This is a genomic window from Variovorax sp. 10N420 (assembly GCF_056394705.1).
The window spans coordinates 39,923-63,659 of sequence record NZ_JBFTIJ010000011.1; the positions used below are offsets into that span (position 1 = coordinate 39,923).

At 66.3% G+C, this 23,737-nt stretch carries 22 protein-coding genes; 14 read left to right on the forward strand and 8 right to left on the reverse strand.

Annotated elements, in window-relative coordinates; translation table 11 throughout:
- Positions 1 to 59 precede the first annotated feature (59 nt).
- The 6 genes from AC1DEK_RS24040 to AC1DEK_RS24065 are packed head-to-tail and all read left to right on the forward strand — an operon-like array spanning position 60 to position 7,603.
- On the forward strand, positions 60 to 1,457 hold the full coding sequence (locus AC1DEK_RS24040) for a nucleobase:cation symporter-2 family protein (protein ID WP_478127815.1): 1,398 nt from the start codon (positions 60 to 62) through the stop codon (positions 1,455 to 1,457).
- A 1-nt stretch (position 1,458) separates the two neighbouring features.
- The gene (locus tag AC1DEK_RS24045) at positions 1,459 to 3,027 is read left to right on the forward strand and encodes an ABC transporter ATP-binding protein (RefSeq protein WP_478127816.1); all 1,569 of its coding nucleotides are present in this window, start codon (positions 1,459 to 1,461) and stop codon (positions 3,025 to 3,027) included.
- The gene (locus tag AC1DEK_RS24050; RefSeq protein ID WP_478127817.1) at positions 3,017 to 4,108 is read left to right on the forward strand and encodes an ABC transporter permease; all 1,092 of its coding nucleotides are present in this window, start codon (positions 3,017 to 3,019) and stop codon (positions 4,106 to 4,108) included. Before AC1DEK_RS24045 ends, AC1DEK_RS24050 begins: the two co-directional genes overlap by 11 nt.
- Entirely contained in the window at positions 4,093 to 5,025 is a 933-nt protein-coding gene (locus AC1DEK_RS24055; protein ID WP_478127818.1) for an ABC transporter permease, read from the forward strand. The genes AC1DEK_RS24050 and AC1DEK_RS24055 overlap by 16 nt, the downstream gene beginning before the upstream one ends.
- Positions 5,026 to 5,067: 42 nt before the next feature.
- Entirely contained in the window at positions 5,068 to 6,171 is a 1,104-nt protein-coding gene (locus AC1DEK_RS24060; RefSeq protein WP_478127819.1) for a BMP family ABC transporter substrate-binding protein, read from the forward strand.
- Between the two features lies 1 nt (position 6,172).
- Positions 6,173 to 7,603, forward strand: coding sequence for an amidohydrolase family protein (locus AC1DEK_RS24065; RefSeq protein ID WP_478127820.1), 1,431 nt, complete (start codon positions 6,173 to 6,175; stop codon positions 7,601 to 7,603).
- Between the two features lie 22 nt (positions 7,604 to 7,625).
- Here the strand turns inward: AC1DEK_RS24065 and AC1DEK_RS24070 are convergent, their stop codons facing one another.
- From AC1DEK_RS24070 to AC1DEK_RS24095, 6 genes are all read right to left on the reverse strand, one after another.
- Positions 7,626 to 9,251: an FGGY-family carbohydrate kinase gene (locus tag AC1DEK_RS24070; protein ID WP_478127821.1), complete on the reverse strand. Its 1,626-nt coding sequence runs from the start codon at positions 9,249 to 9,251 to the stop codon at positions 7,626 to 7,628.
- On the reverse strand, positions 9,251 to 9,979 hold the full coding sequence (locus tag AC1DEK_RS24075; RefSeq protein WP_478127822.1) for an SDR family oxidoreductase: 729 nt from the start codon (positions 9,977 to 9,979) through the stop codon (positions 9,251 to 9,253). Before AC1DEK_RS24075 ends, AC1DEK_RS24070 begins: the two co-directional genes overlap by 1 nt.
- Positions 9,980 to 10,000: 21 nt before the next feature.
- Entirely contained in the window at positions 10,001 to 11,260 is a 1,260-nt protein-coding gene (locus AC1DEK_RS24080; protein WP_478127823.1) for a sugar ABC transporter permease, read from the reverse strand.
- Entirely contained in the window at positions 11,257 to 12,078 is an 822-nt protein-coding gene (locus tag AC1DEK_RS24085; protein ID WP_478127824.1) for an ATP-binding cassette domain-containing protein, read from the reverse strand. Before AC1DEK_RS24085 ends, AC1DEK_RS24080 begins: the two co-directional genes overlap by 4 nt.
- Positions 12,079 to 12,122: 44 nt before the next feature.
- Positions 12,123 to 13,181, reverse strand: coding sequence for an ABC transporter substrate-binding protein (locus AC1DEK_RS24090; RefSeq protein WP_478127825.1), 1,059 nt, complete (start codon positions 13,179 to 13,181; stop codon positions 12,123 to 12,125).
- A 62-nt stretch (positions 13,182 to 13,243) separates the two neighbouring features.
- Positions 13,244 to 14,131 (reverse strand): helix-turn-helix domain-containing protein, encoded by an 888-nt coding sequence (locus AC1DEK_RS24095; RefSeq protein WP_478127826.1) that lies wholly within the window; start codon positions 14,129 to 14,131, stop codon positions 13,244 to 13,246.
- Between the two features lie 341 nt (positions 14,132 to 14,472).
- Here AC1DEK_RS24095 and AC1DEK_RS24100 point away from each other — a divergent pair, with 341 nt between their 5' ends.
- From AC1DEK_RS24100 to AC1DEK_RS24110, 3 genes are all read left to right on the forward strand, one after another.
- On the forward strand, positions 14,473 to 14,682 hold the full coding sequence (locus tag AC1DEK_RS24100; RefSeq protein ID WP_478127827.1) for a hypothetical protein: 210 nt from the start codon (positions 14,473 to 14,475) through the stop codon (positions 14,680 to 14,682).
- Between the two features lie 268 nt (positions 14,683 to 14,950).
- Complete coding sequence (locus AC1DEK_RS24105) at positions 14,951 to 15,166, forward strand: hypothetical protein (RefSeq protein ID WP_478127828.1); 216 nt, start codon at positions 14,951 to 14,953, stop codon at positions 15,164 to 15,166.
- A gap of 62 nt (positions 15,167 to 15,228) precedes the next feature.
- Complete coding sequence (locus AC1DEK_RS24110; protein ID WP_478127829.1) at positions 15,229 to 16,656, forward strand: vitamin K epoxide reductase family protein; 1,428 nt, start codon at positions 15,229 to 15,231, stop codon at positions 16,654 to 16,656.
- A gap of 31 nt (positions 16,657 to 16,687) precedes the next feature.
- On the opposite strand, the gene AC1DEK_RS24115 is transcribed toward AC1DEK_RS24110, so the two are convergent.
- Entirely contained in the window at positions 16,688 to 17,731 is a 1,044-nt protein-coding gene (locus AC1DEK_RS24115) for an SDR family oxidoreductase (protein ID WP_478127830.1), read from the reverse strand.
- 255 nt (positions 17,732 to 17,986) lie between these two features.
- Between AC1DEK_RS24115 and AC1DEK_RS24120 the strand changes: the two genes are divergently transcribed.
- The 5 genes from AC1DEK_RS24120 (at position 17,987) to AC1DEK_RS24140 (ending at position 22,591) form a co-directional block, all read left to right on the forward strand.
- Positions 17,987 to 19,162, forward strand: coding sequence for an alpha-hydroxy acid oxidase (locus AC1DEK_RS24120; RefSeq protein ID WP_478127831.1), 1,176 nt, complete (start codon positions 17,987 to 17,989; stop codon positions 19,160 to 19,162).
- Between the two features lie 84 nt (positions 19,163 to 19,246).
- Positions 19,247 to 20,062, forward strand: coding sequence for a hypothetical protein (locus tag AC1DEK_RS24125; protein WP_478127832.1), 816 nt, complete (start codon positions 19,247 to 19,249; stop codon positions 20,060 to 20,062).
- Positions 20,055 to 20,699: a gluconate 2-dehydrogenase subunit 3 family protein gene (locus AC1DEK_RS24130; RefSeq protein ID WP_478127833.1), complete on the forward strand. Its 645-nt coding sequence runs from the start codon at positions 20,055 to 20,057 to the stop codon at positions 20,697 to 20,699. The genes AC1DEK_RS24125 and AC1DEK_RS24130 overlap by 8 nt, the downstream gene beginning before the upstream one ends.
- Complete coding sequence (locus AC1DEK_RS24135; RefSeq protein ID WP_478127834.1) at positions 20,689 to 22,338, forward strand: GMC family oxidoreductase; 1,650 nt, start codon at positions 20,689 to 20,691, stop codon at positions 22,336 to 22,338. Before AC1DEK_RS24130 ends, AC1DEK_RS24135 begins: the two co-directional genes overlap by 11 nt.
- 40 nt (positions 22,339 to 22,378) lie before the next feature.
- Positions 22,379 to 22,591, forward strand: coding sequence for a hypothetical protein (locus AC1DEK_RS24140; protein WP_478127835.1), 213 nt, complete (start codon positions 22,379 to 22,381; stop codon positions 22,589 to 22,591).
- Between the two features lie 27 nt (positions 22,592 to 22,618).
- Here AC1DEK_RS24140 and AC1DEK_RS24145 read toward each other — a convergent pair whose 3' ends face one another.
- The gene (locus tag AC1DEK_RS24145; RefSeq protein ID WP_478127836.1) at positions 22,619 to 23,725 is read right to left on the reverse strand and encodes an SGNH/GDSL hydrolase family protein; all 1,107 of its coding nucleotides are present in this window, start codon (positions 23,723 to 23,725) and stop codon (positions 22,619 to 22,621) included.
- Positions 23,726 to 23,737 lie beyond the last annotated feature (12 nt).

Here is a 23,737-nt window from a genome sequence, read left to right on the forward strand (position 1 = left end):
CCAGACGCCCGCGTACCGGCCACGGATGGATTGCACCGAAAGAGACACGGAGACAAGACATGACGAACGCCACGAATACGATCGATGCGCCGCAGGTGCATCCCGTCGACGAAATCCTCCCGCTGCACAAGATGGCCGCGCTGGGCCTGCAGCATGTGCTGGTGATGTATGCCGGCGCAATCGCGGTGCCGCTGATCATCGGCGGCGCGCTCAAGCTGCCCAAGGACGACATTGCCTTTCTCATCGCAGCGGATCTCTTCTGCTGCGGCATCGTCACCATCATCCAGAGCATGGGAATCGGCAAGGTCGGCATCCGCCTGCCGATGATGATGGGCGTCACCTTCACCGCCATCGCGCCCATCATTGCCACGGGCTCCAATCCTGAATTGGGCATGCGGGCGGTGTTCGGGTCCGTCATCGTGGCGGGGGTCTTCACGCTGCTGGTCGCACCCTACATCGGCCGCATGGTGCGATGGTTTCCGCCGGTGGTCACCGGCTCGGTCGTGCTGATCATCGGCATCTCGCTCATGCGCGTGGGCATCAACTGGGCGGCCGGCGGCAATCCGACCATCAACGGGCCGTCGGGGCCCATGCCCAACCCGGCGTACGGCGTGCCGATGCACATCGCCATCTCCGGGCTCGTGCTGTTGATCATCCTGGCCATCGTGGCGTGGTGTCGGGGCTTCCTGGCGAACATCGCCGCACTGGTGGGCATCGGAGTCGGCTTCTGCATCGCTGCGGCCCTGGGTGGGGTGAGCTTCGCCGGCATGGCGGACGCGCAGTGGGTGCGCGTGATCACGCCTTTTCACTTCGGGTTGCCCACACTGGACGCGATGACCGCCATCACCATGTGCGTGGTGATGCTGGTGATCATGATCGAGGGCGTGGGCCAGTTCCTGGCGCTGAGCGAGGTGGTCGGCAAGCCGCTGAACGCAGACGACATCGCGCGCGGCCTGCGTGCGGACGGCGTCGGCGCCATCGTCGGCGGCATCTTCAACACCTTCACCTACACCTCCTATGCGCAAAACGTGGGGCTGGTGCAGGTCACCGGTGTTCGCAGCCGCTGGGTGTGCGTGACGGCCGGCGCCATGCTGATCGTGCTCGGTTGCCTGCCCAAACTGGCTTTCGTGGCCGCATCGGTGCCGCAGTACGTGCTTGGAGGCGCCGCGCTGGTGATGTTCGGCATGGTGGCGGCCGCGGGCATTCGCATCCTCAGTCACGTCGATTTCGTCGGCAACTGCAGGAACGCCTACGTGGTGGCGCTGAGCCTCGGCCTGGGCATGATCCCGCTGCTGGCCGACCGCTTCTTCTCGCAACTGCCCGATCTGCTCGCCAAGTTCTGCCAGAACGGCATCCTGCTGGGCACGCTGTCGGCAGTGCTGCTGAACCTGATGCTCAACGGGCGCGATCGTGCGGCCGAGGCCGAGCCGCAGCAGCAACTGCGCGAGGCCGTCTGAGATGGCCGCGCCGCAATTGCAGCTTTGCGGCATCCGCAAGGTCTACGGGCCGGTGGTCGCCAACGACGGCATCGATCTTTCGGTGCAGCCCGGCGAGATTCACGCGGTGCTCGGCGAGAACGGCGCGGGCAAGTCCACGTTGATGAAGATCATCTATGGCGTCACCGCGCCGACTTCCGGCAGCATTCGGTGGCGCGGCGATGAAGTGCAGGTGGCGAGCCCGAGCCGTGCGCGCAGCCTGGGCATCGGGATGGTGTTCCAGCACTTCCAGCTCTTCGAGACGCTCACGGTCGTACAGAACGTTGCGCTGGCCTTGCCGGGTCGGCCCGACCTTCACGACCTGGCGACGCGCATCGATGCCGTCGGCCGCCGCTACGGCTTGCCGGTGGATCCGCGGCGCCTCGTGCATACGTTGTCTGTCGGTGAACGCCAGCGGGTGGAGATCGTTCGCTGCCTGCTGCAGAACCCGCGGCTCCTGATCATGGACGAGCCCACTTCGGTGTTGACTCCGCAAGCGGTGCGAAAGCTGTTCGAGACCCTGCGTCAACTTTCGGGCGAAGGCTGCAGCATCCTCTACATCAGCCACAAGCTCGATGAGGTCCGTGAGCTCTGCCACAGCGCGACGGTGCTGCGCGGCGGCCGCGTGACGGGGCACTGCACGCCCTCGCGCGAGACGCCGGCCTCGATGGCCAGGATGATGATCGGCAAGCAGCTCGTCGGCTGCGAGCGCGGGCAAGCGACTGCCGTGGGCGAAGTCCGCCTGTCGCTGCGGCTCAGCCGGCCGGCGCCGCACGCTTTCGGCACCGCGCTGCACGAAGTCTCGCTGGATGTGAAGGCGGGCGAGATCGTCGGCATTGCGGGCGTCTCGGGCAACGGGCAGCAGGAGTTGCTTCGCGCCATCTCCGGCGAAGCGCCGTTGCCCACTGGCTCGTCATGCATGGTGTGCCTTGTCGGAAAGCCCGTGGGCCATCTGGGCAGCGCGGCGCGGCGGGCTCGCGGGCTGGGCTTCGTGCCTGAGGAACGTCTGGGGCGTGGCGCGGTGCCGGGCATGAGCCTCGCCGACAACTTCCTGCTCACGGCGCATCGGCAGGGCCTGTTGCGCCATGGACTGATCCGGCGCGAGGCGGTACGCGAGTTCGCGCAGCGCTGCATCGATCGCTTCAACGTCAAGTGCTCCGGTGCGCAGGCGCCCGCCAACTCGCTCTCGGGCGGCAACCTGCAGAAGTTCATCGTCGGCCGTGAACTGCTGCAGCAGCCACGGGTGCTGGTCGCCGCGCAGCCCACCTGGGGCGTGGACGTCGGCGCCGCGGCCTTCATCCGCCAGCAGCTCGTGGCACTGCGCGACGTGGGTGCCGCAGTGCTGGTGGTATCGGAGGAACTGGAGGAGCTGTTCGAGGTGTGCGACCGCATCGCCGTGATCGCCAACGGCCGTCTTTCGCCCGCCGTTCCGACCCAGCAAACGGATGCGCAAACCATCGGCCTGTGGATGAGCGGCATGTGGCCCGAAGGCGGCGCGGCAGCAGCGTGTGCCACGAACGGCTCGGAAGAGGAGGTGCGTCATGTGGCCTAGATTGGAAGTGCGTCCCGAGTCCTCGCGGCTCATGCGCTGGCTTTCACCGCTGCTGGCGGTACTGCTCACGTTGGCGGGCGGCCTGGCGCTGTTCGCAGCATTGGGGCAGAACCCGCTTCACGGCCTGCGCGTCTACTTTCTCGCGCCCCTGGGTGACTTGTACGGCTGGAGCGAACTGTTGCTCAAGGCAACGCCGCTGATGCTGATCGGCCTGGGCCTGGCGGCGGGATTTCGTGCCGGCGTCTGGAACATCGGCGCCGAGGGCCAGTTCATCGTGGGCGCGTTGTTCGCCACCGGCGTGGGCCTCCAAGTCGGCGACCATGCCGCACCGTGGGCGCTTCCGGCGATGGTGCTGGCGGGCGCACTGGGCGGCGCACTGTGGGCCGCCATTCCGGCATGGCTCCGCAATCGGTGGGGCACCAACGAGATCCTGGTGTCGCTGATGCTGGTCTATGTCGCGCAACTGATGGCTTCATGGCTGGTATACGGGCCGTGGAAGGACCCGAACGGCTACAACTTTCCGCAGACGCGCAGCTTCGGGGACAGTGCCCTGCTGCCCGTGCTCGTCGAAGGCACACGCCTGCACGCGGGCTTTCTGCTCGCGCTGGTGATGCTTGCGGCCGGCTATGTGTTCTTGCAGCGCAGCTTCGAGGGCTTCCAGATGCAGGTGGGCGGGCAGGCAGCCGATGCGGCGCGCTATGCGGGCTTCTCGGCTCGGCGTGCCGTCTGGCTGGGGCTGCTGATCGGCGGCGGCCTGGCGGGCGTTGCCGGCATGACCGAGGTGGCCGGCCCCATGGGCCAGCTCACGGCGCAGATCTCGGCCGGCTACGGCTTCGCGGCGATCATCGTCGCCTTCGTTGGCCGTCTGCACCCGGTAGGCATCTTCTTCGCGAGCCTGCTGATGGCGCTGCTCTTCCTGGGCGGAGAACAGGCTCAGCAGCAGTTGAACCTGCCTTCTTCGATCTCGAAAGTGTTCCAGGGAATGTTGCTGTTCTTCCTCCTGGCTTCGGAGCTGTTCATCGGCTATCGGCTGCGCTGGGAGCGCAGCGCATGGAAGGAGCGGGTATGGATGCGTCGCTGATCTCGTCGGTGGTGGCGGCCACGCTGGTCGCGGGTACGCCGCTCATCATCGTGGCCGTCGGCGAGCTCGTCGTCGAGCGCTCGGGCGTGCTCAACCTGGGTGCCGAAGGCATGATGGCCGTCGGCGCAGTTGCGGCTTTCGCGGCGGCGCACGGCGGGTCCGGCCCCTGGACCGCAGCGGCAGTGGGAATGGCAGCGGGTTGCGCCATGTCGCTGATGTTCGGCTACCTGAGCCTGACGATGCAGGCCAACCAGGTCGCTTCGGGGCTCGCGCTCGCCATCTTCGGCGTGGGCCTGTCGGCCTTCCTGGGCAAGCCTTACGAATCGGCGCCGCTGAACGCGGTGCCGCCGTTGCACATCCCGGGCCTTGCCGATCTGCCGCTCGTGGGGCCAGCGCTGTTCAATCAGCCCGCACTTGTCTACGTGTCATGGGCACTGGTGGCCGGCGTGGCGTGGTTCCTCGACCGCAGCCGTCCGGGGCTCGTGCTGCGCGCGGTCGGCGAATCGCCTTCGGCCGCGCACGCGGTGGGCTATCCGGTGATCGCGATCCGCTATGCAGCCGTCGCCTTCGGCGGCGCCATGGCGGGATTGGGTGGTGCGTTTCTGTCGGTGTTCTACACGCCCCTATGGGCCGAGGGCATCGTGGCTGGCCGCGGCTGGATCGCGCTGGCGCTGGTGGTGTTCGCCACATGGCGGCCTTGGCGCGTGATGCTGGGGGCCTATCTGTTCGGCGGCGTGCTGGTGTCGCAGCTTTTCGTGCAGGGTTCCGGAATGTCGCTGGAGGTGCCTGCGCAGTGGCTCACGGCCCTGCCGAATCTGGCCACGATCGCGGTGCTGGTACTGATCTCGCGCAACCCGGCCACCATCCGGCTCAACTCGCCAGCCTCTCTCGGACAGCCCTACCGGCCCGAGCGCTGAGCGCTTCTTTCGCTTGCTTTCCACAACCCAACGGAGATGACGATGAACGCTTTCATGTTGCCGCGGCTGCGCCGCGCTCTCGGCCGAGTCGCACTCGGCGCCGGGATCCTGGCCGCACTCAGCGGTTCGGTAGCTGCGGCCGAGCCGCTGCGTGTGTGCTTTCTCTATTCGAATCCCATCGGCGAAAGCGGCTGGACCTATCAGCATGAGCTCGCCCGCAAGGAACTGGTCGCCGCGATGGGCGACAAGATCACGACCAAATACGTCGAGAACATCGCCGAGGGACCGGACGCTGAACGAGTGATCCGCAACTTCGTGCAGGACGGCTGCCAGCTCATCTTCACACCCTCGTTCGGCTTCATGGAGCCCACGCTGAAGGTGGCGCGCACGGCCCCCAAGGTGATCTTCATGAACGGCACCGGCTACAAGACCGCGGCCAACGTGGGCGTATACAACGCGCGCTACTACGAAGGCCGCTACCTTGAAGGTGTGATCGCCGGGCACATGAGCAAGTCCGGCTCGGTAGGCTATGTGGGCGCTTTCCCCATCCCCGAGGTGCTGCAGGGCGTGAACGCCTTCACCCAGGGCATGCGCAGCGTCAACCCGAATGCGCAGGTGCGCCTGATCTGGGTCAATGCGTGGTACGACCCGGGCAAGGAACGCGATGCAGCGAATGCGCTCATCAAGCTGGGCGTCGACGTCGTGGCTTACGCGACATCCGGCGTGTCCATCGTCACGACCGGCGAGGAGAAGGGCGTCTACACGCTCGGCTATTACTCCGACGTTTCGAAGTTCGGTCCGAAGACCAACCTGACTTCAGTGGTGCAGACCTGGGGCAGCTACTACATCAACGTGGTCGAGGACGTGCTGGCCGGCCGCTGGAAGGCTGGCAACGTGCAAGGCGGCATGCGCGAAGGAATGATCAAGCTCGCGCCGCTCAACCCGGCCATTCCCGCTGACGTGCGCGCGCAGGTGACGAAGATGGGCGAGGACATCGCGCAAGGCCGGCTGCAGCCCTTCGCCGGCCCGGTGATCGACCAGGACGGCAAGGTGCGCGTGCCCGCGGGCCAGACCATCTCCGAAGCCGATCTCGCCAACATGAACTACCTGGTGCGCGGCGTTGAAGGCCTGCTGCCAAAGCCCTAGCATGCCAACGACAACATCGCGAGTCCTGATTCGACATGCGCAGGCAGTGCTCACAGGCATGCCCGGCGACGCGGCGCGCAGCAGCGCGACCGACCTGCGCATTGCCAATGGCTTGATCACGGAGATGGGCCGGGGCCTTGCGCCAGAAGATGGAGAACGGGTGCTCGACGCCACTGACTGCGTGATCTACCCGGGGTGGGTCAACACGCACCACCATCTGTTCCAGTCGCTGCTCAAGGGCGTGCCGGCGGGTATCGACCTGACGCTCAGCCCCTGGCTGCAGGCCGTGCCCTTCGCGCTGCGCCGCGGCTTCGACGAGAAGCGCATGCGGCTCGCCGCGCGCGTTGGCTTGGTCGAGCTGCTGCGCTCCGGCTGCACGACGGTGGCCGACCATCACTATCTGTTCCAGCCCGGCGCCGAGCACGATGCGGCGGCGCTGCTGTTCGAGGAGGCCGATGCCCTGGGGCTGCGCTTCATGCTGCTGCGCGGCGGCAGCACCGTCACGCGCAAGCTCGAAGACAGCGAACGCCTGCACCAGCAACCGGAGACGCTCGACCAGATGCTCACCGCCGTGGAGCGCACCGTCGCGCGCTACCACCAGAGCGGCCCGGGCGCACGCACGCGTGTGGCAATGGCGCCCACTTCGGCGCACGTCTCACTGCGCAAGGAAGAGCTGAAGGTGGCTGCACGGGCCGCTCGCGCGATGGGCATTCCGCTGCATAGTCACATGTCCGAATCGGTGGCGTACTACGAATACTGCCGCGAAGTGCACGGATGCCTGCCCATTGAATATCTCGCTGAGAACGAATGGCTGGGACCGGACGTATGGCTTGCGCACCTGGTGCACCTCACGCCGGGCGAGATGCGGCTGTTGGGCGAAACCGGCACCGGCATCGCGCACTGCCCGCAGAGCAACGCGCGGCTGGCTGACGGCATCGCGCCCGCACCAGTATTGGCTCGGCTCGGTTCGCCGGTGTCCATCGGCGTGGATGGGGCTGCATCCAACGAGGCGGCCGACATGATCAGCGAGCTGCACTTCGCGTGGCTGGTTCACCGAGCGCAGGCTGGCGCGCAAGCGAAGCCGCATCCGGAAGGCGAGGGCGAAACCGGCGCCGACGCGGTGACGGTGGAGCAGCTCGTGCACTGGGCGAGCAGCGGCGGCGCACGCGTGCTGGGCTTCGAAGGCGTGGGCGCGCTGCAAGTGGGCAAGGCGGCCGACCTCGCCGTCTACAGCCTGGACGACCCTCGCTACTTCGGACTGCACGACCCCGCGATCGGCCCCATCGTCAGCGGGGGCCGACCGCGCTTGCGGTGGCTGCTGTGCGCCGGCGATGTGATCGCGGAGGACGATGCCATTCCCGGGCTGGACTTGGCGCAGTTGCAAGCGCAGGCGCGGCAGGAAGTGCGCGCTCTGGTCGAATCGTTCGGATAGGCAATGGTGGGCTGACGCAGCCTCATCCGTGCAAGCTGCTGGCGAGTCGCTGCAGTTGTTCGAAGGCGCTGAAACGCGCCTGATGGGTCTCGGCAATGGTCCCGCGCTCAGGCTCGAAGACCCTGCCGATCCTCGACATGTCGGCCATCGCACTCTCGATATCGCCGAATAAGCCACCCGCCACGCTGCCCAGCATGGCAGCGCCGAGCAGGACCGGCTCTTCCGCCTCGATGGCGATCACGGGCTTGCCGGTGGCGTCGGCGAGCAATTGCCGCACCAGATCGAGCCGGCCCGCGCCGCCGCTGATCATCACGCGCTCGACGGGCGCACCGGCGGCGGCCTGGGCTTCGATGATCTGGCGCAGTCCGTAGGCGATGCCGCAGATGCCGGCGATGTAGAGCGCGACCAGGCTGTCGATGTCGCGCTCCATGCCAAGGCCGGCAATGACGGCTCTCGCATGCGGATTCGCGAGCGGCGCGCGATTGCCGAGAAACTCCGGCACCACGTGCAGACCGGCTGCGAGGCCGACCACCTCTGACAGGCTGCGAGAATGTTGCGCGGCGAGCCCCGCCAACAGCGTCGGCAAGGATTGCCCCGCAGCCTCAGCCTCGCGCCGCGCTTCGGGGGCCAGCGGATGCATCGACAACAGTTGCTCGATGGCGGCGCCCGCGACCGACTGCCCGCCCTCGTTGAGCCACGTCTGCGGCACCATGGCCGAGAAATAGGGCCCCCAAACACCGGGCACGAAGACCGGCTCGCGGGTGCTGGTCATCGTGCATGACGAAGTGCCAAAGACATATGCCAAGGAAGCGAAGGGATCGCCGCCGACGCCGACCGTGCCGATGCCGCCGGCATGCGCATCGATGACGCCCGCGGCAACGGCCGTTCCCGCGCGCAGACCCAGTTCGGCCGCAGCGACCGGCGTCAGTCCGCTCCCGAGCGAAGTCCCTGGCGCGACGATGTGGCACCCGATGCGTTTGAAGCCTTCATCCGCCAGCACGCCCAGGCCGATCGAGCGGAAATAGCCCGGGTCCCAGCGGTCCTCGTGTGCGAGGTAAGTCCACTTGCAAGTCACCGTGCAGGTGGAGCGGGCGAGGTCGCCTGTGGCCCGCCACGTGAGGAAATCCGTGAGATCCAGGAAGTGCGATGCGTCGGCAAAGACTTCGGGCTTGTTCTCCAGCAACCACAGCAGCTTCGGCGTTTCCATCTCGGGTGAAATCCGCCCGCCGACATACTTCAGCGCGTCATGGCCGCCGGCATTGATCCGCTCCGCCTGCTTCACTGCGCGGTGGTCCATCCATACGATGATGTTGCGCTCGGGGTCTTCACTGGGCCCCACCGGCAGTGGCCGGCCGCCTTCGCCGACGACGACCAGCGAGCAGGTCGCGTCGAAGCCGACCCCGGCCACCCGGTCAGGCGCGATTCCCGAAACTGCGAGCGCCTCGCGCACCGATGCACACACGGCGTTCCAGATTTCGTTGCTCGACTGTTCGACGATGGAACCCGGCGCATGGAACAGGTGGATGTCGCGCTGGGCCGAAGCGATCATGTGCCCCACGCTGTCGAACACACCGGCGCGCGCGCTGCCGGTGCCCACGTCGACGCCGATGACGTGGTCGCGTTGCATCGCAGTCGTCGTCGAGGCCATCAGAGATCCACGCTGTTCGGAAGAATCACGATGTCGCGAACGGTCACGTTGCGCGGCCTCGTCAGCATGAAGACAACGCAATCGGCCACTTCCTTCGGCTGCATCAGGCTGCCGGCGGCGAGCGCTTCATCCATCTTGGCCTTGGGCCAATCGTCGAGCAAAGCGGTCACGACCGGCCCCGGGGCCACCGCACCGACGCGCACGCCGTGCTTGGCAAGCTGCCGGCGAGTCGTGTGGACGAAGGCCTGCACCGCGAACTTGGATGCCGTGTAGATCGGCTCCCACGCCACGGGGACGATGCCGGCGATCGAACTGGTGAAAACGATGTCGCCCGATCCTTGCGCGACCAGGTGCGGAAGCACCGCATGCACCGAACGGAACGCCGCACTGACATTCAGGTTGATGACCCGGTCCCACTCGTCGGGATTGCCTTCGACCACATCGCCGCCGACATACGCGCCCGCATTGGCGTGAAAGATGTGAAGGCCGCCCGCGAGCGCGATGATCCGGGGCAGCAATGACGAGTTCTCCTGCGGCTGGAGCAGGTCGACCTGCAGCGCCAACGCATCGGGGCCGAGTTGCGCGCATGCCTGCGCCAGCTTGTCGCCGTCGCGGTCGATCAGCACGACCTTGGCTCCGGCTTCGATCAGCGCGCTCGCGCATTCGAGGCCGATGCCCGACGCCGCGCCGGTAATGGCCGCGACGCGGCCCTTCAGGGATTCCGTCATGGTGCGAGTCTCCGGAGTGGGTCAGGACCTGCCGTGCAACAGACGCGACTGCCGCGCCAGCGAGTCGACGATGACGGCGATCGCCAGCACAGCGCCGGTGATCATGTATCGCAGCGACGACGACAGGTTGAGCAAGGTCAGGCCGCTTGCAATCGACTGGATCACGATGATGCCGAGCACGGCCGAATAGGCGCTGCCGCGGCCACCGAAGAGGCTGGTGCCGCCGATGACGGCAGCGGCAATCGCGTTGAGGTTGACGTCGCCAGTGCCTGCCTGCTGGCTTGCCGAGGCCAGGCGGGCGGCGCTCAGCACACCGCCGAGCGCTGCCAGAGTGGCGCACAGCACGAACGCGCTGGTGAAGATCATGCGTACATTGATGCCGGCCCTTCGCGCAGCCTCGCGGTTGCCGCCGATCGCAGTCATAGATCGTCCCCAGCGAGTGCGTCGCAGCGCATAGTCCATTGCCACCGCGAGAGCGACGAAGAGGCCGAACATCAACGGAACGCCCCGTCCCTGGTTCAGGTAGGCGACGACCGCCTCGAGCAGAACGGTGATGGCGATAGCGCGCACCGCCAGGCTGCTCACCGAAGGCGCCGAAAGGTTCGCGGCCTGCCGGCGCGCACGCGTGCGCAAGCCCATCCACAACATCACCACGCCCGGCAGCAGGGCCAGCACATGCGAAACGACGGCCGGTATGACGACGAGTTGGCCGAAGTCGACGATCGCCGAGCCATAGGGCAGGTTGATGGAACCGCTGTTGCCGAGCAGATAAAGCTGCAAGCCCAGGATGGCGAGCAGGCCGGCCAGCGTGGCGACGAAGCTCGGCATGCCCAGCCGGTTGAACAGCAGCGCATAGAGCGCGCCAATGAGCCCTCCGACGGCCAGCGCGCAGACGATGGCCGCAGCCAGCGGCCACTCCAGGTTGACCCAAAGCACGCCGACGAGTGCCGAGGCGAAGCCGCTCATTGAGCCAACGGAAAGGTCGATCTGCCCGACCATCAGCACGCAGACGATACCCAGCGCGATCACCCCCGTCGTCGAGCAATCGAACAGCAGGTTGACGAGGTTGTCCGCGGACACGAAGACCGGGTTCAGGGTGGTGAAGACAGCACAGATGAGGATCAGCCCGACGATGACCGGCAGAGAGCCGAGATCCCCCGAGCGGATGCGCTCGATCAGCGCCGAGACCTGGCCCGCGAAGCCTTCGGCGTGCTTCACCCGCACGTCGCTGCGGTCGAGCAATTTGGGCGGCGGTGCAGCGGCCTGTTCTTTCGTGCTCATGGTGCCTCCTGGCTCTGCACGTGCGGCTGCTCCAGCCGGCGCGATGCACGGCGCGAGACCGAGTTCTCCGTCGCACCGGTGATGGCCGCCACCAACTCCTGGTTGGAAGAGTCGGGATAGAAGACGCCGTTGTTGCGGCCCAGCCGCAGCACGACGATGCGATCCGCGACGGCTCGAACGTCCTCCATGTTGTGGCTGATCATGATCACCGCATGGCCCCGATCGCGCACCCGCTCGATCAGGTTCAGGACTTCAGCGGTCTGGGCGACACCGAGGGCGGCGGTGGGCTCGTCGAGCATGATCAACTGAGGATCGAGCAGGAGAGAGCGCGCGATGGCGACCGTCTGGCGTTGGCCACCGGAAAGCGATGCGACCACGTCGCGCACATCCGGGATGCGGGCGGAGAGTTCGTTCAGCAGCGTCCAGGCCTTGACCTCCATCGCTACCTCGTCGAGGCGAAACGGCTGGAGCTCGCGTCCCAGATAGATGTTCGCCACGACGTCGAGGTTCTCGCACAGCGCCAGGTCCTGGAACACCGTCGCAATGCCCAGGTCGAGTGCCGCGGCAGGATCGTTCAGCGTGACCTCGCGGCCGCCGAACGTGATCGTCCCAGCCGTGGGCTGGTGCACGCCGGCCAGCACCTTGACGAGCGTCGACTTGCCCGCACCGTTGTCGCCTACCAGGGCGACCACTTCGCCGGCGTGTACGTCGAGGTCGATGTCCGTCAGCGCGGAGACCGCCCCGAACCGCTTGGAGATGTTGCGAAGGCTCAGTACCAGTTCACCTGGGGAGCTTCGGGGACGCTTGGCATCAGTCATTGCTTGGGAACCTGCTCCATATCCGACGTCACAAAGTCCCAAACTCAGTCGGCAATCCCAAGCTTCTTGCAACCTTCCGCATAGCGGCCGGTGCACAGTTCCTTCGCGGTGGCGATCTTCTTGTCGATGATTTCCGCCTTGAGGTTCTCCGCCGTCACCACGGCGGGCTTGAACAGCTGCGATGGCGTGTTGTAGAGCTTCACCTCCGACGCCGCTTGCTGGCCCGAAAGGAACCCGACGGCCACCTTCGCGGCAGCAGCCGCCACGATCTCGCTCGGCTTGGAGATGGTGTTGTATTGGTCACCGGCGATGATCAACTGCAAGGCAGCTGTGGTCGCGTCGTTGCCCGTGACCGGCGGCACCGGATTCACGCCGGCTGCCTTGAAGGCCGCGATGGCACCGCCGCCCGTGCCGTCGTTGGCTGCCACCACGCCCACGATCTGCGACGGGAAGCGGGTGATCTGTCCGCTGACCCACTGCTGGGCCTTGGGGGGCGCCCATTCCGGCGTGTCGAACTCGGCCAGCGTCTTGTAGCCGCTGCCTTGCAATCCAGCGTGGATGCCCTTCTTGATCAGCCCCGCGGCAGCGTCGGTGGGCGAGCCGTTGACTTCGAGGAGGCCGCCTTTGTCCGTGGGCACCTTGTTGTCCTTCAGATGCTTGACGAGCGACTGCGCGATGTCCTTGCCGATGCCTTCGTTGTCGAAGGAGACGTAGTAGTCGGCCGGCGTCGAAGGCACGGGGCGGTCGTATGCGATGACCTTCACGCCCTTGCTCTGCGCGAGCTTGACCAGCGAGGCCGCGGACGTGGAATCCACCGGGTCGAGCACGATGACCTTCGCGCCCTGAGACAAGGCCGAGTTGAACTGTTGCTGCTGCTGCGCGACATCGCCATTTGCGTTCTGATAGAGGACCTTGCACTCCGGACACAGCTTGCTCATTTCTGCCTTGAAGCCCGGATAGTCGTGTTGTTCATAGCGCGTCGATGCCTGGTCGGGCATCAGGAACGCCACCGTGCCCGACGGCGCCGCGGAGGTGGCTGTAGAGGCCAGGAGGCCGAATGCGAGCAAGCTTGCTGCCGCGATGGGGTTGGATAGCTGGGTCATGGACTGTCTCCTTTTTTTGCGATCTCGGCACACTGAAAAATGCCGTGGGGTTTGCGAATCGATCAGGCGGCCTTCGCGACGAACGAGTTCTCCGCAAGCAAGGCCCTGAAGCGAGAAGGCGGAATGCCCTTTTCACGGAGGAACTGCCGGTTGAAGTTCGAGATGTTCTTGAAGCCCGCGGCAAAACAGATGTCCGCAACCGAGGCCGATTCGCCGCTCATGAGCAGCTGCGTGGCGAGATTGATGCGGAGCCGATTCACGTAGCGGCTGAGCGCCATCCCTGTGTGGCGGCGGAAGCTGCGCGAGAACGCGCTGGGGGTGAGCTGCGAGATCGCAGCCAACTCCTTCTCGCCGAAGGATTCGGTCAGGTGATCGCGGATGTATTCGAGCGCCTCGTTGATTCCGGTGGCCACGAAGCCCGATGGATCGGGCAGGTACGCGCTGCTGGTCAGCGCGCGGCTGCTTCCCTGCGCACGGGTCAGCGTGCCCAGGATGCACACGAAGAGTTCGATGCGGCGAATATCGGTCGCACCGATGAGTTCCTTGATCATCGGCCCCACCAAAGCGGCTGTCTCCGGCGTGAACAGGACGCCACGCCGACTCATTTCGAGCACCGGAAGAAATGCCGTGAGTTCGGGCAGCAGCGTGGCGGCATCGCGGATGAACTGCTCACCAAACTGAAGGACGCGCCCACGAAGAGGCACGAAGGCACCCGAAGGCACGTCGCTGACCCAGTTGTGCGGGAGATTGGGTCCGGTGAGCACCAGGTTGCCCGGCGCGAACTCGCCGATGAAATCGCCCACGAAATAGCGGCCGGTCGTGGCGACGACATGGTGCAGTTCGCACTCGGGGTGGAAGTGCCACCGAACGGTCCGGAACGGATAGCCGTGCTCCCAAGCCTTGAAGGATTGCGCTCGTCCTATCTGAACAACTTCCAGGTCCGGCTTCATCGGCATCTCTCCTTCGCCGGGCACCCAGCCATCGTTGGCTTGGCACCCGTTGTCTCGAGGTTGGTTTCGCTTGGTTTCGCGCACCTTTGGACGCATGGTAGGAGCGTCGCCACCCGGGCCGCAACTGCATTTCCCCATGTCGACCGATATTTTTTTGCTCTTTCCGGCCCGCGCAGGGGCGCTTCGGGTATCGAAGGCGGTCAAGCCGCGGATGCATCCGTAGGACCAATCGACGCGTCCAAGCGCCATTCTGTGACTCTGTGCCGCGCGCGGCTTCCTACAGCGCGTGCAATCCCGCCAACGTATCTTGTCTGCATGCACAGTTGAAAGGAGTGCTCATCATGTCGATTGCCATACCCCAGCCTGACTTCGAGGACGCACCGAGCCTTCAATTCAGTGCTTTGGATGCTCGCATCGAAGACGATCCAGCGACCCCGGCTTCCCCGGTCGACGAAGACGAAGATGACGATCCCGTCAGAGAAGACTGCGGCCGCGCGAGCCGATCGAGCCTGACGCGCCAGTTGCTCGTCGTCAAGGACGACCGCCGGTGAAGAATGCCTACACGAACGTTCATTCGCAGCCCACAGAGGCACCGACGATGAACGAGTGAGGCTTCGCAGGGACAACAGGATGCTGCCCAAGTTGTTGTCGGTCCGCGCTGCCAGGTTCGGATTGGCGGCCGGATTCGCGGTTTCGGCATTGAGCCTCGCCGCGCCATGGCCTGCGGCCGTTCACGCTCAGCCGTCCCGCGGACAGGCGGCGCCTTCCCAGACCGACCCGCACATAATCGTCAAGCCGCCTGCCAGGACGGATCCACAGATGACCCAGCCTGCGCCCGCGCCTCGCGACGTCGATCCAGGCATGGTGGAGAAGCCGCCTGCCGATGCCGGCGCAAGCGACGGCAGTTCGAATGGCAAAGGCAACCGCAACGGCAGCAAGCCTCGTCAGGCTCCATCGGCTCCATCGGCGCGATCGCCCGGAGACAACTGCGCTGGCTCCGCCGCACCTTGCAAGCAGGACCCCGCGCGGCAATGACAGCGTGCAGCTGATCGGCCCCGGTGACCGGCTGCTCTTCACTGCCGCTGAAAGGATGCGCCATGGATGCGGCACACCAAAGCGAAATGCAGCACCACATGGAGGGCATGCGCGCGCAACATCAACAATTGCTCTGGGTCCATTTCGGCGTGGTCCTGCTCGGGATCTGGCTGCTCACGTCACCCGTGACCTTCGGCATGCCGCAGGTCGGCGAGCTTCCGGTACGCGTTGCGGAGGTGACTCGGTCGCGGGGGCTGCAGCCGATCGCCGAGCGCCTGCAGTGGATGGCGTGGAGCGACATGGCCAGCGGCGTTGCGATGATCGTCTTCGGCAGCCTGTCGCTCTGGTTTCGCCAGCGCTGGGCCCAATGGGGAACCTGCGCCGTGGGGCTGTGGCTGCTTGCCGCACCCTTGCTCTTCTGGTCGCCGCTCGCGTCGCAATATGCGAACGACACGCTGGTTGGGGCCTTCGCGATCGCGCTGTCCATCCTCGTGCCGATGATGCCGGGCATGGACATGGCAGCCATGATGGCGCCAGAGGACATTCCTCCGGGTTGGAGCTACTCGCCTTCGGCCTGGTCGCAACGGCTGCCCATCATCGCGCTGGGCTTCGTCGGGTTCTTCATCGCGCGCTACCTGGCGGCTTACCAGTTGGGGCACATCGCGGCCGTATGGGACCCCGTCTTCAGCGACGGCACACGCACCATCATCACGTCGGACGTGTCGAAGGCCTGGCCCATCCCGGATGCCGGCCTCGGTGCGTTGAGCTATCTGCTGGAAGGGCTGTCGGGAATGATGGGCGGGCGCGCGCGCTGGCGCACCATGCCGTGGATGGTGGCGATGTTCGGCGTGCTGGTGATTCCGCTGGGCGCCGTCAGCATCTTCTTCATCGTGATCCAGCCAATCATGATCGGCACGTGGTGCACGCTGTGCCTCGTCTCGGCCGCAGCGATGGTCTTCATGCTGCCCTACACCTTCGACGAAGTCGTCGCAATGCTGCAGTACCTCGCGCAGGCCCGGCGCGCCGGCCAGCGGCTGTGGCCGGTCTTCTGGCATGGCGGGGTGGTCCAAGGCGGCAGCACCGATGACTCCCCGCCGCTCGAAATGAACAAGGGCCGCTGGCGCGCATTGCACGAACAGGCCATGGCGTTGCCGCTGGCGCTCCTTGTTTCGGCGTCGATTGGCATCTGGCTGATGTTCACGCGGCTGTCCCTCGGCCATACAGGGGCGATGGCCGACAGCGATCACCTGGTGGGCTCGCTGGTTTTCACGGTTTCGGTTTGCGCCTTCGCCGAGGTGGTGCGGCCGATGCGGCTTGCCAACGGATTGTTCGGCGCCTGGTTGCTCATCGCTCCGTGGATCCTCGAAGGCGCAACGCCGACGGGCGCGGCCGCAGTGATGGTTGCAGGCGCCGCACTGATCGGCCTCGCCTTGCCTCGCGGCCCGGTACGGCACCAGTACGGGCGCTGGAACGCGGCGCTGCGATGGTGAGTCCGGTGAGTCCGGTGAGTCGAGACCGCGTTCAATGCACCCAAGCGAGCGCCGCGCCCGAGAACGCCACCAATGCGATAGCGGCGAACGCCATCGAGCCTCGGTGCGTCGACAGCCACAGCTGCGCGCTCGTCGGCACAGCCTGCGCGTCGAAGCGCCCGTGCGCTCCGTGGTCGCCAGGCACCGGGGCGTAGAGATTGTCGAGCCGTCCGGGTGGCAAGGGTTCGTCGGTGTGCTGTCCATCCACCGCGGAGTGGCCCAGCAGCCGATCGGCCAGGGCCGGCATCAGGCGTGTTCCGAGAATCGCCTGCACGGCCGGCCAGCCCACCCACAGCTCGCGCCTGCGGTGCGTGGCCGACCAATACACGGCGCGCGCGGCGATCTCGGGCTGAAAGATTTTCCCCATGGGGCGGGGGCGTCGGTCCATGGTCGTGCGACCCCACTCGAACTGCGGCGTGTTAAAGGCCGAGAGGTGCACCATCGTCACATGAACGCTGCTGCCGTCGTGCGCCAGTTCGCAGCGCAATGAATCGGTGAAGCCGCGCAGCGCCGCCTTGGCGCCGCAGTAGGGCGCCTGCAGCGGTATTGAGCGATACGCGAGGGCCGAACCCACCTGCACGATGCATCCGCGACGAGCCGGCTTCATGCGGCGCAGCGCGGCCAGTGTTCCCCACACTGCGCCGAGGTAGGTGACCTCGGTGGCGCGCCTGAAGTCCTCCGGCGCGATGCGCAGCACGTCCGAGAAGATCGTCGCCATGGCGTCGTTCACCCAGACGTCGATGCAGCCCCAGGTGGCTTCCACCTGTGCGGCGGCAGCCTCGACCTCTTGCTCGCGGGCGACATCCGTGGGGATGACAAGCGCTTCCCCGCCGAGCCGCTGCACATCCCGCTGCGCCCCTTCCAGTCCGTCGTGCCCTCGGGCCAGCAACGCGACGCGCCAGCCATGGCCGGCGAACTCTTTCGCGATGGCGCGACCGACGCCGGCCGAAGCACCGGTGACGACGACCACGCGTCGACGCTCCTTGGGCTCGCCGCCCGTCGAAGCGGTGTGATGAGAGTGCGCGAGTTCTGGCATCGGTCCATCAAACGCCTCCGAAGTACGCCCCTATGGCCGAACCCCGCCACGGGATGCGTCGGACAAGACGCCACCATGGCGGTTCTCTCAGGCCTACGCGGCCGTCCCGAGCCGGCGACGGAAGATCGCTTCATCGCATGAGCGGGTGACCGCGAGTGACCACCACCGACGATGCCAGAACGTCCATCCGATACCGCCCCGTTGTGCCCAGCGCCTGGCCGCAGCTACTACAGCGGGCCAGATCTGGAGAGAGCGTTGACCATCAACGATTTGCGCGCACGCACGCACCGGCGGATGCCACGCTTCGTGCTGGAGTACCTGGAAAGCGGCGCTGAGGATGAGGCCACTCTGCAGCGCGAACTCAAGGCGTTTGCCGAATGGCGCTTCATGCCGCGAACCCTCGTCGACGTGGCGCAACGCAGCGTCGAGCGCGACATTGCGGGTCGGCCGCTCGCGATGCCGCTGTTCATCGCGCCCACCGGCCTGAACGGCCTCTTCGTGCATGGCGCCGACGTCGCGCTGGCCGAAGGCGCAGCACGCGCGGGCGTTCCGTTCATCCAGAGCACCATGTCCAACGACAACATGGCCGAGGTCGCCAGGGTTCCCGGGTTGCGGCACTGGTGGCAGCTCTACGTGTTCGGCGGCGAAGAAGTCTGGCAGGAGCTGCTGAAGCGCGCGGAGGACTGCGGCTGTGAAGCGCTCGTGCTCACGACCAACGCGCAGATCTATGGCAACCGGGAGTGGGATGAGCGCACGCGGGTGTCGCGCTCGCGGCCGTCGGCCATTTCGGTCTTCGACGCCGCGACGCATCCGCACTGGCTCGCCTCCACGCTGCTCACGCACGGCATGCCCGTGTTCGCGAACGTGGTCGATTTCATCCCGAAGAGTCAGCGCGGCTTTTTTCAGAGCGCGTTCTGGATCCGCGACCAGATGTCGCTCTCGTTGACCTGGGACACCGTCGCGAGGATACGGTCCAGGTGGCGCAAGCCATTCTTCGTCAAGGGAGTCTTGCATCCCGACGACGTGCGGCGCGCGTGCGACAGCGGCGTGGACGGCATCATGCTCGGCACCCACGGCGGCCGGCAGCTCGACTGGGCAGTGTCCGCGTTCGACGTGCTGCCGGCCGCGCGGGGCATCGTCGGGCGCCGCGTCCTGCTCTTCATGTCCGGCGGAATCCGGCGCGGCACCGACATCCTCAAGGCGCTCGCGTTGGGAGCCGATGCGGTGCTCGCAGGGCGCGCGCCGCTGTATGGACTCTGCGCGGGTGGCGCCGACGGCGTGGCTCGCGCGCTCGAGATTCTCCGCAGCGAAATGATGAATGCGCTGGGCCAGATCGGCGTTGCCAGCATCGACGAACTCGGCCCTGAATTGCTCGTGCGCGCGAAGGACCTTCCATGGACACACACAGACAAAACGCTAGGACAAGACTGACGAACTTCGGAATGTCGTCCACGTCTTGCACGATGCAGGTCTTGCCTCCGACCCCATCCGACGTCGTCGGGCCGACGATGAGACATGGCAACGCAGGCCCATGGCAATGCCGCGCACGCGGATCGCGCCCGCAGATTTGTTCGGGCCGGAGCGCTGATGCTTGGCGTTTCTGTTCTTCTCGACAGCGCCATGGAGCACTATCGCGGCTCTTTTCGCAATCCCGCGATGGTGCTGCCTTTGCTCGCATCGAGCGCCTCCGTGGCGTGGAACGGCCTCGGGCAGCTGCGCAACCCCGTGCGCAATGGAAGCACCCTCCCTCGCATCCTGCACCGCACGGTCGCGGCGATTGGCTTCGCTGGACTGGGCTTTCACGCGTGGAACATCCTGCACCGTCCGGACCAGTCGCGCTGGAACAACTTGTTCTACGGCGCCCCGGCCGGTGCGCCCGCCGCGCTGGTGCTCGCAGGTGCGTTCGGCGAGGCCGGTGACCGCTTGGACCGCAGCACGTCGCTGGTGCGCGCCACCGGTTGGATCTCGGCCGTCGGTCTTCTGGGCACCGTGGGCGAAGCCGCGCTGCTGCATTTCCGGGGTGCGTTCCACAATCCGGCGATGTGGCTTCCGATCGCGGTGCCGCCGGTGGCCGCAGCGTCGCTGGTGCGTGATCTTTCGCGAGGCGCGCCGCATCGCGCGACGAGCGCCTTGATGGCGACCACCGCATCGTTGGGACTCGCTGGGGCCGGCCTGCACGCCTTCGGCATCTCCCGCCGAATGGGCGGCTGGCGCAACTGGCGACAGAACCTGCTGGCCGGACCGCCGTTGCCGGCCCCGCCGGCCTTCACCGGCCTTGCCATCGCGGCGCTCGGGGTGCTGTTGTTGATGCGGGAGGTCAGCCATGAGTGAAGAACGCTTTCCCGGCTATGACGTGCTTTCGAAGCGCGACTCGCCCAGTTGGAACGACGCCACTCGCCGCGTGATCGAGCATCGCATTGCACAGCCCATGGGCACAGGCGCCTTGAATGAGCGGCAACGCGACACGCTGCGCAGGTTGGTCGATTGCGTTGTTCCGCAGCCAGCGCGGCGCCCGCGCATCGACACGGCGGCCATCCTGGTCGACGAGCTGGAGGCGAAGCGCGGCACTGGCTTTCGTCCCGCCTCGCTGCCGGTGCGCGATGAAGCGTGGCGCCTGGGTCTCGACGCACTGGACGCCGAGGCACTGGCGCGCCATGCGCGTCGCTTTGCTTTCCTCGATCCGCAAGAGGCAACCGCACTCCTGGCTTGCGTCGAGCGCGGTGAGGTCAAAGCCGATGCTTGGCGCGACATTCCGCCGGCCGACTTCTTTGCGTGGCGCTTGCTGCCCGACATCGTGTCCGCGTACTACGCGCATCCGTCCGCCTGGAGCGCGATGGGCTTCGGCGGACCTGCATCACCGCGCGGCTATGTGCGCCTGCGGGCTGATCGCCGCGATCCATGGGAAGCGGCCGAGGAGGGCGACGGCAAGCTCATTCCGGTGCAATGGCGCAATCGCCATGTGGGGTGAGGGCGAAGACACCAGGCCGCGCGCACGAGACGGCCGCGCGCCTGACGTCTTCACACCGGGCGGTTGGGTACCGATGCGCGAATACAGAGACGACGAGCCCGTCGATTTTGCGATCGTCGGGACCGGCGCCGGTGGAGGCACGCTGGCGTGCCGCCTCGCGGAAGAGGGCTTCTCCGTTGTCGGGTTCGACGCGGGTCCGTGGTGGCGGCCACTGGAGGACTTCGCGTCGGACGAGCACCACCAAGCCGAGCTCTTCTGGAACGACGAGCGCATCGTCGAAGGCGACAACCCACTCATGCTGGGCACCAACAACTCGGGCCGCTCGGTCGGCGGCAGCACCGTGCATTTCGCGATGGTGTCCCTTCGATTTCGACCCGAATGGTTTCGCGCCCGCTCCACACTCGGCTATGGCGTGGACTGGCCGCTCGACTGGCGAGAGATGTGGCGCTATTACACGCAGGTCGAGCGCGCACTTTGCATCTCGGGTCCGTTGACTTATCCGTGGGGACCGCCGCGTCCGCGATACCCCTATCGCGCGCATCCCCTGAATGCCGCGGCAGAGGTACTGGCGCGCGGCGCCGAGGCGCTTGGCATCCGCTGGACCGAAACACCCCTGGCGACCTTGTCGGCGCCGCGCGGCAAGGCGCATCCGTGCGTCTACCGCGGCTTCTGCGTCTCGGGGTGCTCCACCAATGCAAAGCAGTCGGTGCTCGTCACGTGGGTGCCGCGCGCACTCGCGGCCGGAGCGGAAATCCGTGACCTCGCGATGGTCGGCCGCGTCGAGCTGGACGACGGCGCAAGAGCCACCGGCGTGCTCTACCACCGTGAAGGGCGATGGCGCTTTCAGCGTGCGCGCAACGTGGTGGTCGCCGGCTACGCCATCGAGACGCCGCGGCTGCTCCTGAACTCTGCCAACAGCAGCTTTCCCGATGGCCTTGCGAACAGCTCCGGGCTCGTCGGCAAAAACCTGATGGTGCAACTGAACCAGGCTGTATGGGGACAAATGAAACAGGAGATCCGCTCGTACAAGGCACCACCCAGTCTCGCGCTGACGGAGCACTGGAACTACGTCGACGAGGGCAAGGATTTCTTCGGCGGCTACTGCTACATGAGCCAGGGCCCGCTGCCGGTGACGTGGGCCCAGACACTCTCGGGCGGGCGCCACCTCTGGGGGCAGGTCCTGGTCGACGAAATGAACCGGGCAAACCACAGCGTCGGGCTGAAGATGGTGGGCGAGGTGCTGCCCGACGAGCGCAATTGCGTGATGTTGGCGGACGAGCGCGACGCCCTGGGCCTTCGCATCCCGCGCGTGCGTTTCTCCTATGGCGCCAACGACCGCGCCATGATTGCGCACGCGCTGGATTTCATGTCGCTGAGTCTGCAGGCGAGCGGCGCGACCGAACTGTGGCGCCAGGAGAACGACACCTGCCATCTGAACGGCACTGCGCGCATGGGCGCCGATGCCGCGCACAGCGTCGTCGATGCCGATTGCCGATGCTGGGACATCCGCAACCTGTGGATTTGCGATGGCTCCGTATTTCCGACGGTGGGCGGCGTCAATCCGTCGCTGACCATCCAGGCGATCGCATGTCGCACCGCCGATCGCATCAAGGCCATGGCCCTGCGCGGCGAACTGTAGTCAGCTGCTGCCGGCCTATTCAACGAGAAAGGAGTTCAAGATGACACGAAAGACGGACACGAAGACAGAGCGGCAGACTCGCAAGCGTGCGGGGACGGTGGGCGAGCCTTTCAGGGTGAACCCCGCGTCACAGGCAAAGCGCGAAGAGCCGACCACCGTCGGAACAGTGCACGAAGGCGCGTCCACCGGGCGCGCCGGCAACTCGACGGCAGGCGGTGCGGCGGGGCAGCTAACGCCCAAGGACGAGCGTTGACCCGCCGACAGCGAGTCCCTTCAGAGTTCAGGGTTCAGCGTTGACGAAGCGGACCAATTCCTCATCGCTGATCGGCGTCAGCGGGATCCCAAAGCTCTCGCGCAACGACTGCACGATGGCCTGGGCCCACATGGCGTTGAATGCGGTACCTCCGTGGTGGTCGTCCACCAGGGCGTTGTCGAGCGTGTCTCCGGCAGTGTTGGTGACGCGCAGCTTGGGGCCCATCTGCACCGTCTTGTAGTCAGGCTCGCCGTCAGGGCCTCTTTGTCCCCATCGCTGCATGAACCACGCGTCATAGTCGACGTAGGCGATCCGCCGCGGATCGGACTCGGCGATCTTGCGAAGCTCGGCGTTGGCACCTGCAAGAGCCTTTCGGATGTTGGCCATGGAGGTGGCGTCCCTGTACTTGCCGAAGTTCTCGGGGTCGTCAGCTTCGTTGCCCCATCCCGTCAGCAGGATGCGGGTGGACGGATGCGATGCATGGATCAGATCGATGGCTTCTCGAATCTGCTGAGCGCAGTAGTCGATCACGCTGCGCAGTTGAGGTGCCGACGGATCACTCGCCTGCAGGTCCAGCGTCGGATACCAGTCGTTGGCACCCATGTTGATGACGACCACGCCGCGGCGCCATTGCTCGGGACTCTTGTCCATGAGCGCCACCAGTCGCGGCGCCTGGCGAAAAGGCTGTCCGCGGCGCTCCCCCATCAAGTGCCGGCAGGCGGCGCCCGAGTAGGCGAAGTTGTAGAGATAGTCCTCCTTGATGGGTGAGCGCGACGGCAAGAGCCCGATGGTTTCGCGGGCCCAGGCAATCGGCCATGGCCGTCCCCAGCGCACCCAGGGGCCAAGGTCGATTTCGTTGCCGCGCAGCCGCGCCAGCACCTCGGTCCACTGGAAAGTCTGGGCGCGCTGTGCGCCACCGCGTTCGCTGCTGCCGAGCGGAAAGGAAACGCGATCTTGATAGGAGTGGCTGTTGGAATCACCGAGCACGGCCAGCGGGATGGCCTTGGGCGGGGCCGACGAGCGGGTGGTCCCTGGCGGAGCGCCGTCGCCCCAGAGCGCAATCACTGCGAAGGCCAAGGCCGCCGCAAGCACGAGAGCAACGATGGCGAAGCGAGCGAGTCCTTGAAGCGTCACAGGTGCGGATCC

Bases quoted from the DNA above. Each gene is read 5' to 3' on its own strand.
- AC1DEK_RS24040 (WP_478127815.1), top strand. From the start codon at position 60: ATGACGAACGCCACGAATACGATCGATGCGCCGCAGGTGCATCCCGTC.
- AC1DEK_RS24045 (WP_478127816.1), top strand. From the start codon at position 1,459: ATGGCCGCGCCGCAATTGCAGCTTTGCGGCATCCGCAAGGTCTACGGG.
- AC1DEK_RS24050 (WP_478127817.1), top strand. From the start codon at position 3,017: ATGTGGCCTAGATTGGAAGTGCGTCCCGAGTCCTCGCGGCTCATGCGC.
- AC1DEK_RS24055 (WP_478127818.1), top strand. From the start codon at position 4,093: ATGGATGCGTCGCTGATCTCGTCGGTGGTGGCGGCCACGCTGGTCGCG.
- AC1DEK_RS24060 (WP_478127819.1), top strand. From the start codon at position 5,068: ATGAACGCTTTCATGTTGCCGCGGCTGCGCCGCGCTCTCGGCCGAGTC.
- AC1DEK_RS24065 (WP_478127820.1), top strand. From the start codon at position 6,173: ATGCCAACGACAACATCGCGAGTCCTGATTCGACATGCGCAGGCAGTG.
- AC1DEK_RS24070 (WP_478127821.1), bottom strand. From the start codon at position 9,251: ATGGCCTCGACGACGACTGCGATGCAACGCGACCACGTCATCGGCGTC.
- AC1DEK_RS24075 (WP_478127822.1), bottom strand. From the start codon at position 9,979: ATGACGGAATCCCTGAAGGGCCGCGTCGCGGCCATTACCGGCGCGGCG.
- AC1DEK_RS24080 (WP_478127823.1), bottom strand. From the start codon at position 11,260: ATGAGCACGAAAGAACAGGCCGCTGCACCGCCGCCCAAATTGCTCGAC.
- AC1DEK_RS24085 (WP_478127824.1), bottom strand. From the start codon at position 12,078: ATGACTGATGCCAAGCGTCCCCGAAGCTCCCCAGGTGAACTGGTACTG.
- AC1DEK_RS24090 (WP_478127825.1), bottom strand. From the start codon at position 13,181: ATGACCCAGCTATCCAACCCCATCGCGGCAGCAAGCTTGCTCGCATTC.
- AC1DEK_RS24095 (WP_478127826.1), bottom strand. From the start codon at position 14,131: ATGAAGCCGGACCTGGAAGTTGTTCAGATAGGACGAGCGCAATCCTTC.
- AC1DEK_RS24100 (WP_478127827.1), top strand. From the start codon at position 14,473: ATGTCGATTGCCATACCCCAGCCTGACTTCGAGGACGCACCGAGCCTT.
- AC1DEK_RS24105 (WP_478127828.1), top strand. From the start codon at position 14,951: ATGACCCAGCCTGCGCCCGCGCCTCGCGACGTCGATCCAGGCATGGTG.
- AC1DEK_RS24110 (WP_478127829.1), top strand. From the start codon at position 15,229: ATGGATGCGGCACACCAAAGCGAAATGCAGCACCACATGGAGGGCATG.
- AC1DEK_RS24115 (WP_478127830.1), bottom strand. From the start codon at position 17,731: ATGCCAGAACTCGCGCACTCTCATCACACCGCTTCGACGGGCGGCGAG.
- AC1DEK_RS24125 (WP_478127832.1), top strand. From the start codon at position 19,247: ATGGCAACGCAGGCCCATGGCAATGCCGCGCACGCGGATCGCGCCCGC.
- AC1DEK_RS24130 (WP_478127833.1), top strand. From the start codon at position 20,055: ATGAGTGAAGAACGCTTTCCCGGCTATGACGTGCTTTCGAAGCGCGAC.
- AC1DEK_RS24135 (WP_478127834.1), top strand. From the start codon at position 20,689: ATGTGGGGTGAGGGCGAAGACACCAGGCCGCGCGCACGAGACGGCCGC.
- AC1DEK_RS24140 (WP_478127835.1), top strand. From the start codon at position 22,379: ATGACACGAAAGACGGACACGAAGACAGAGCGGCAGACTCGCAAGCGT.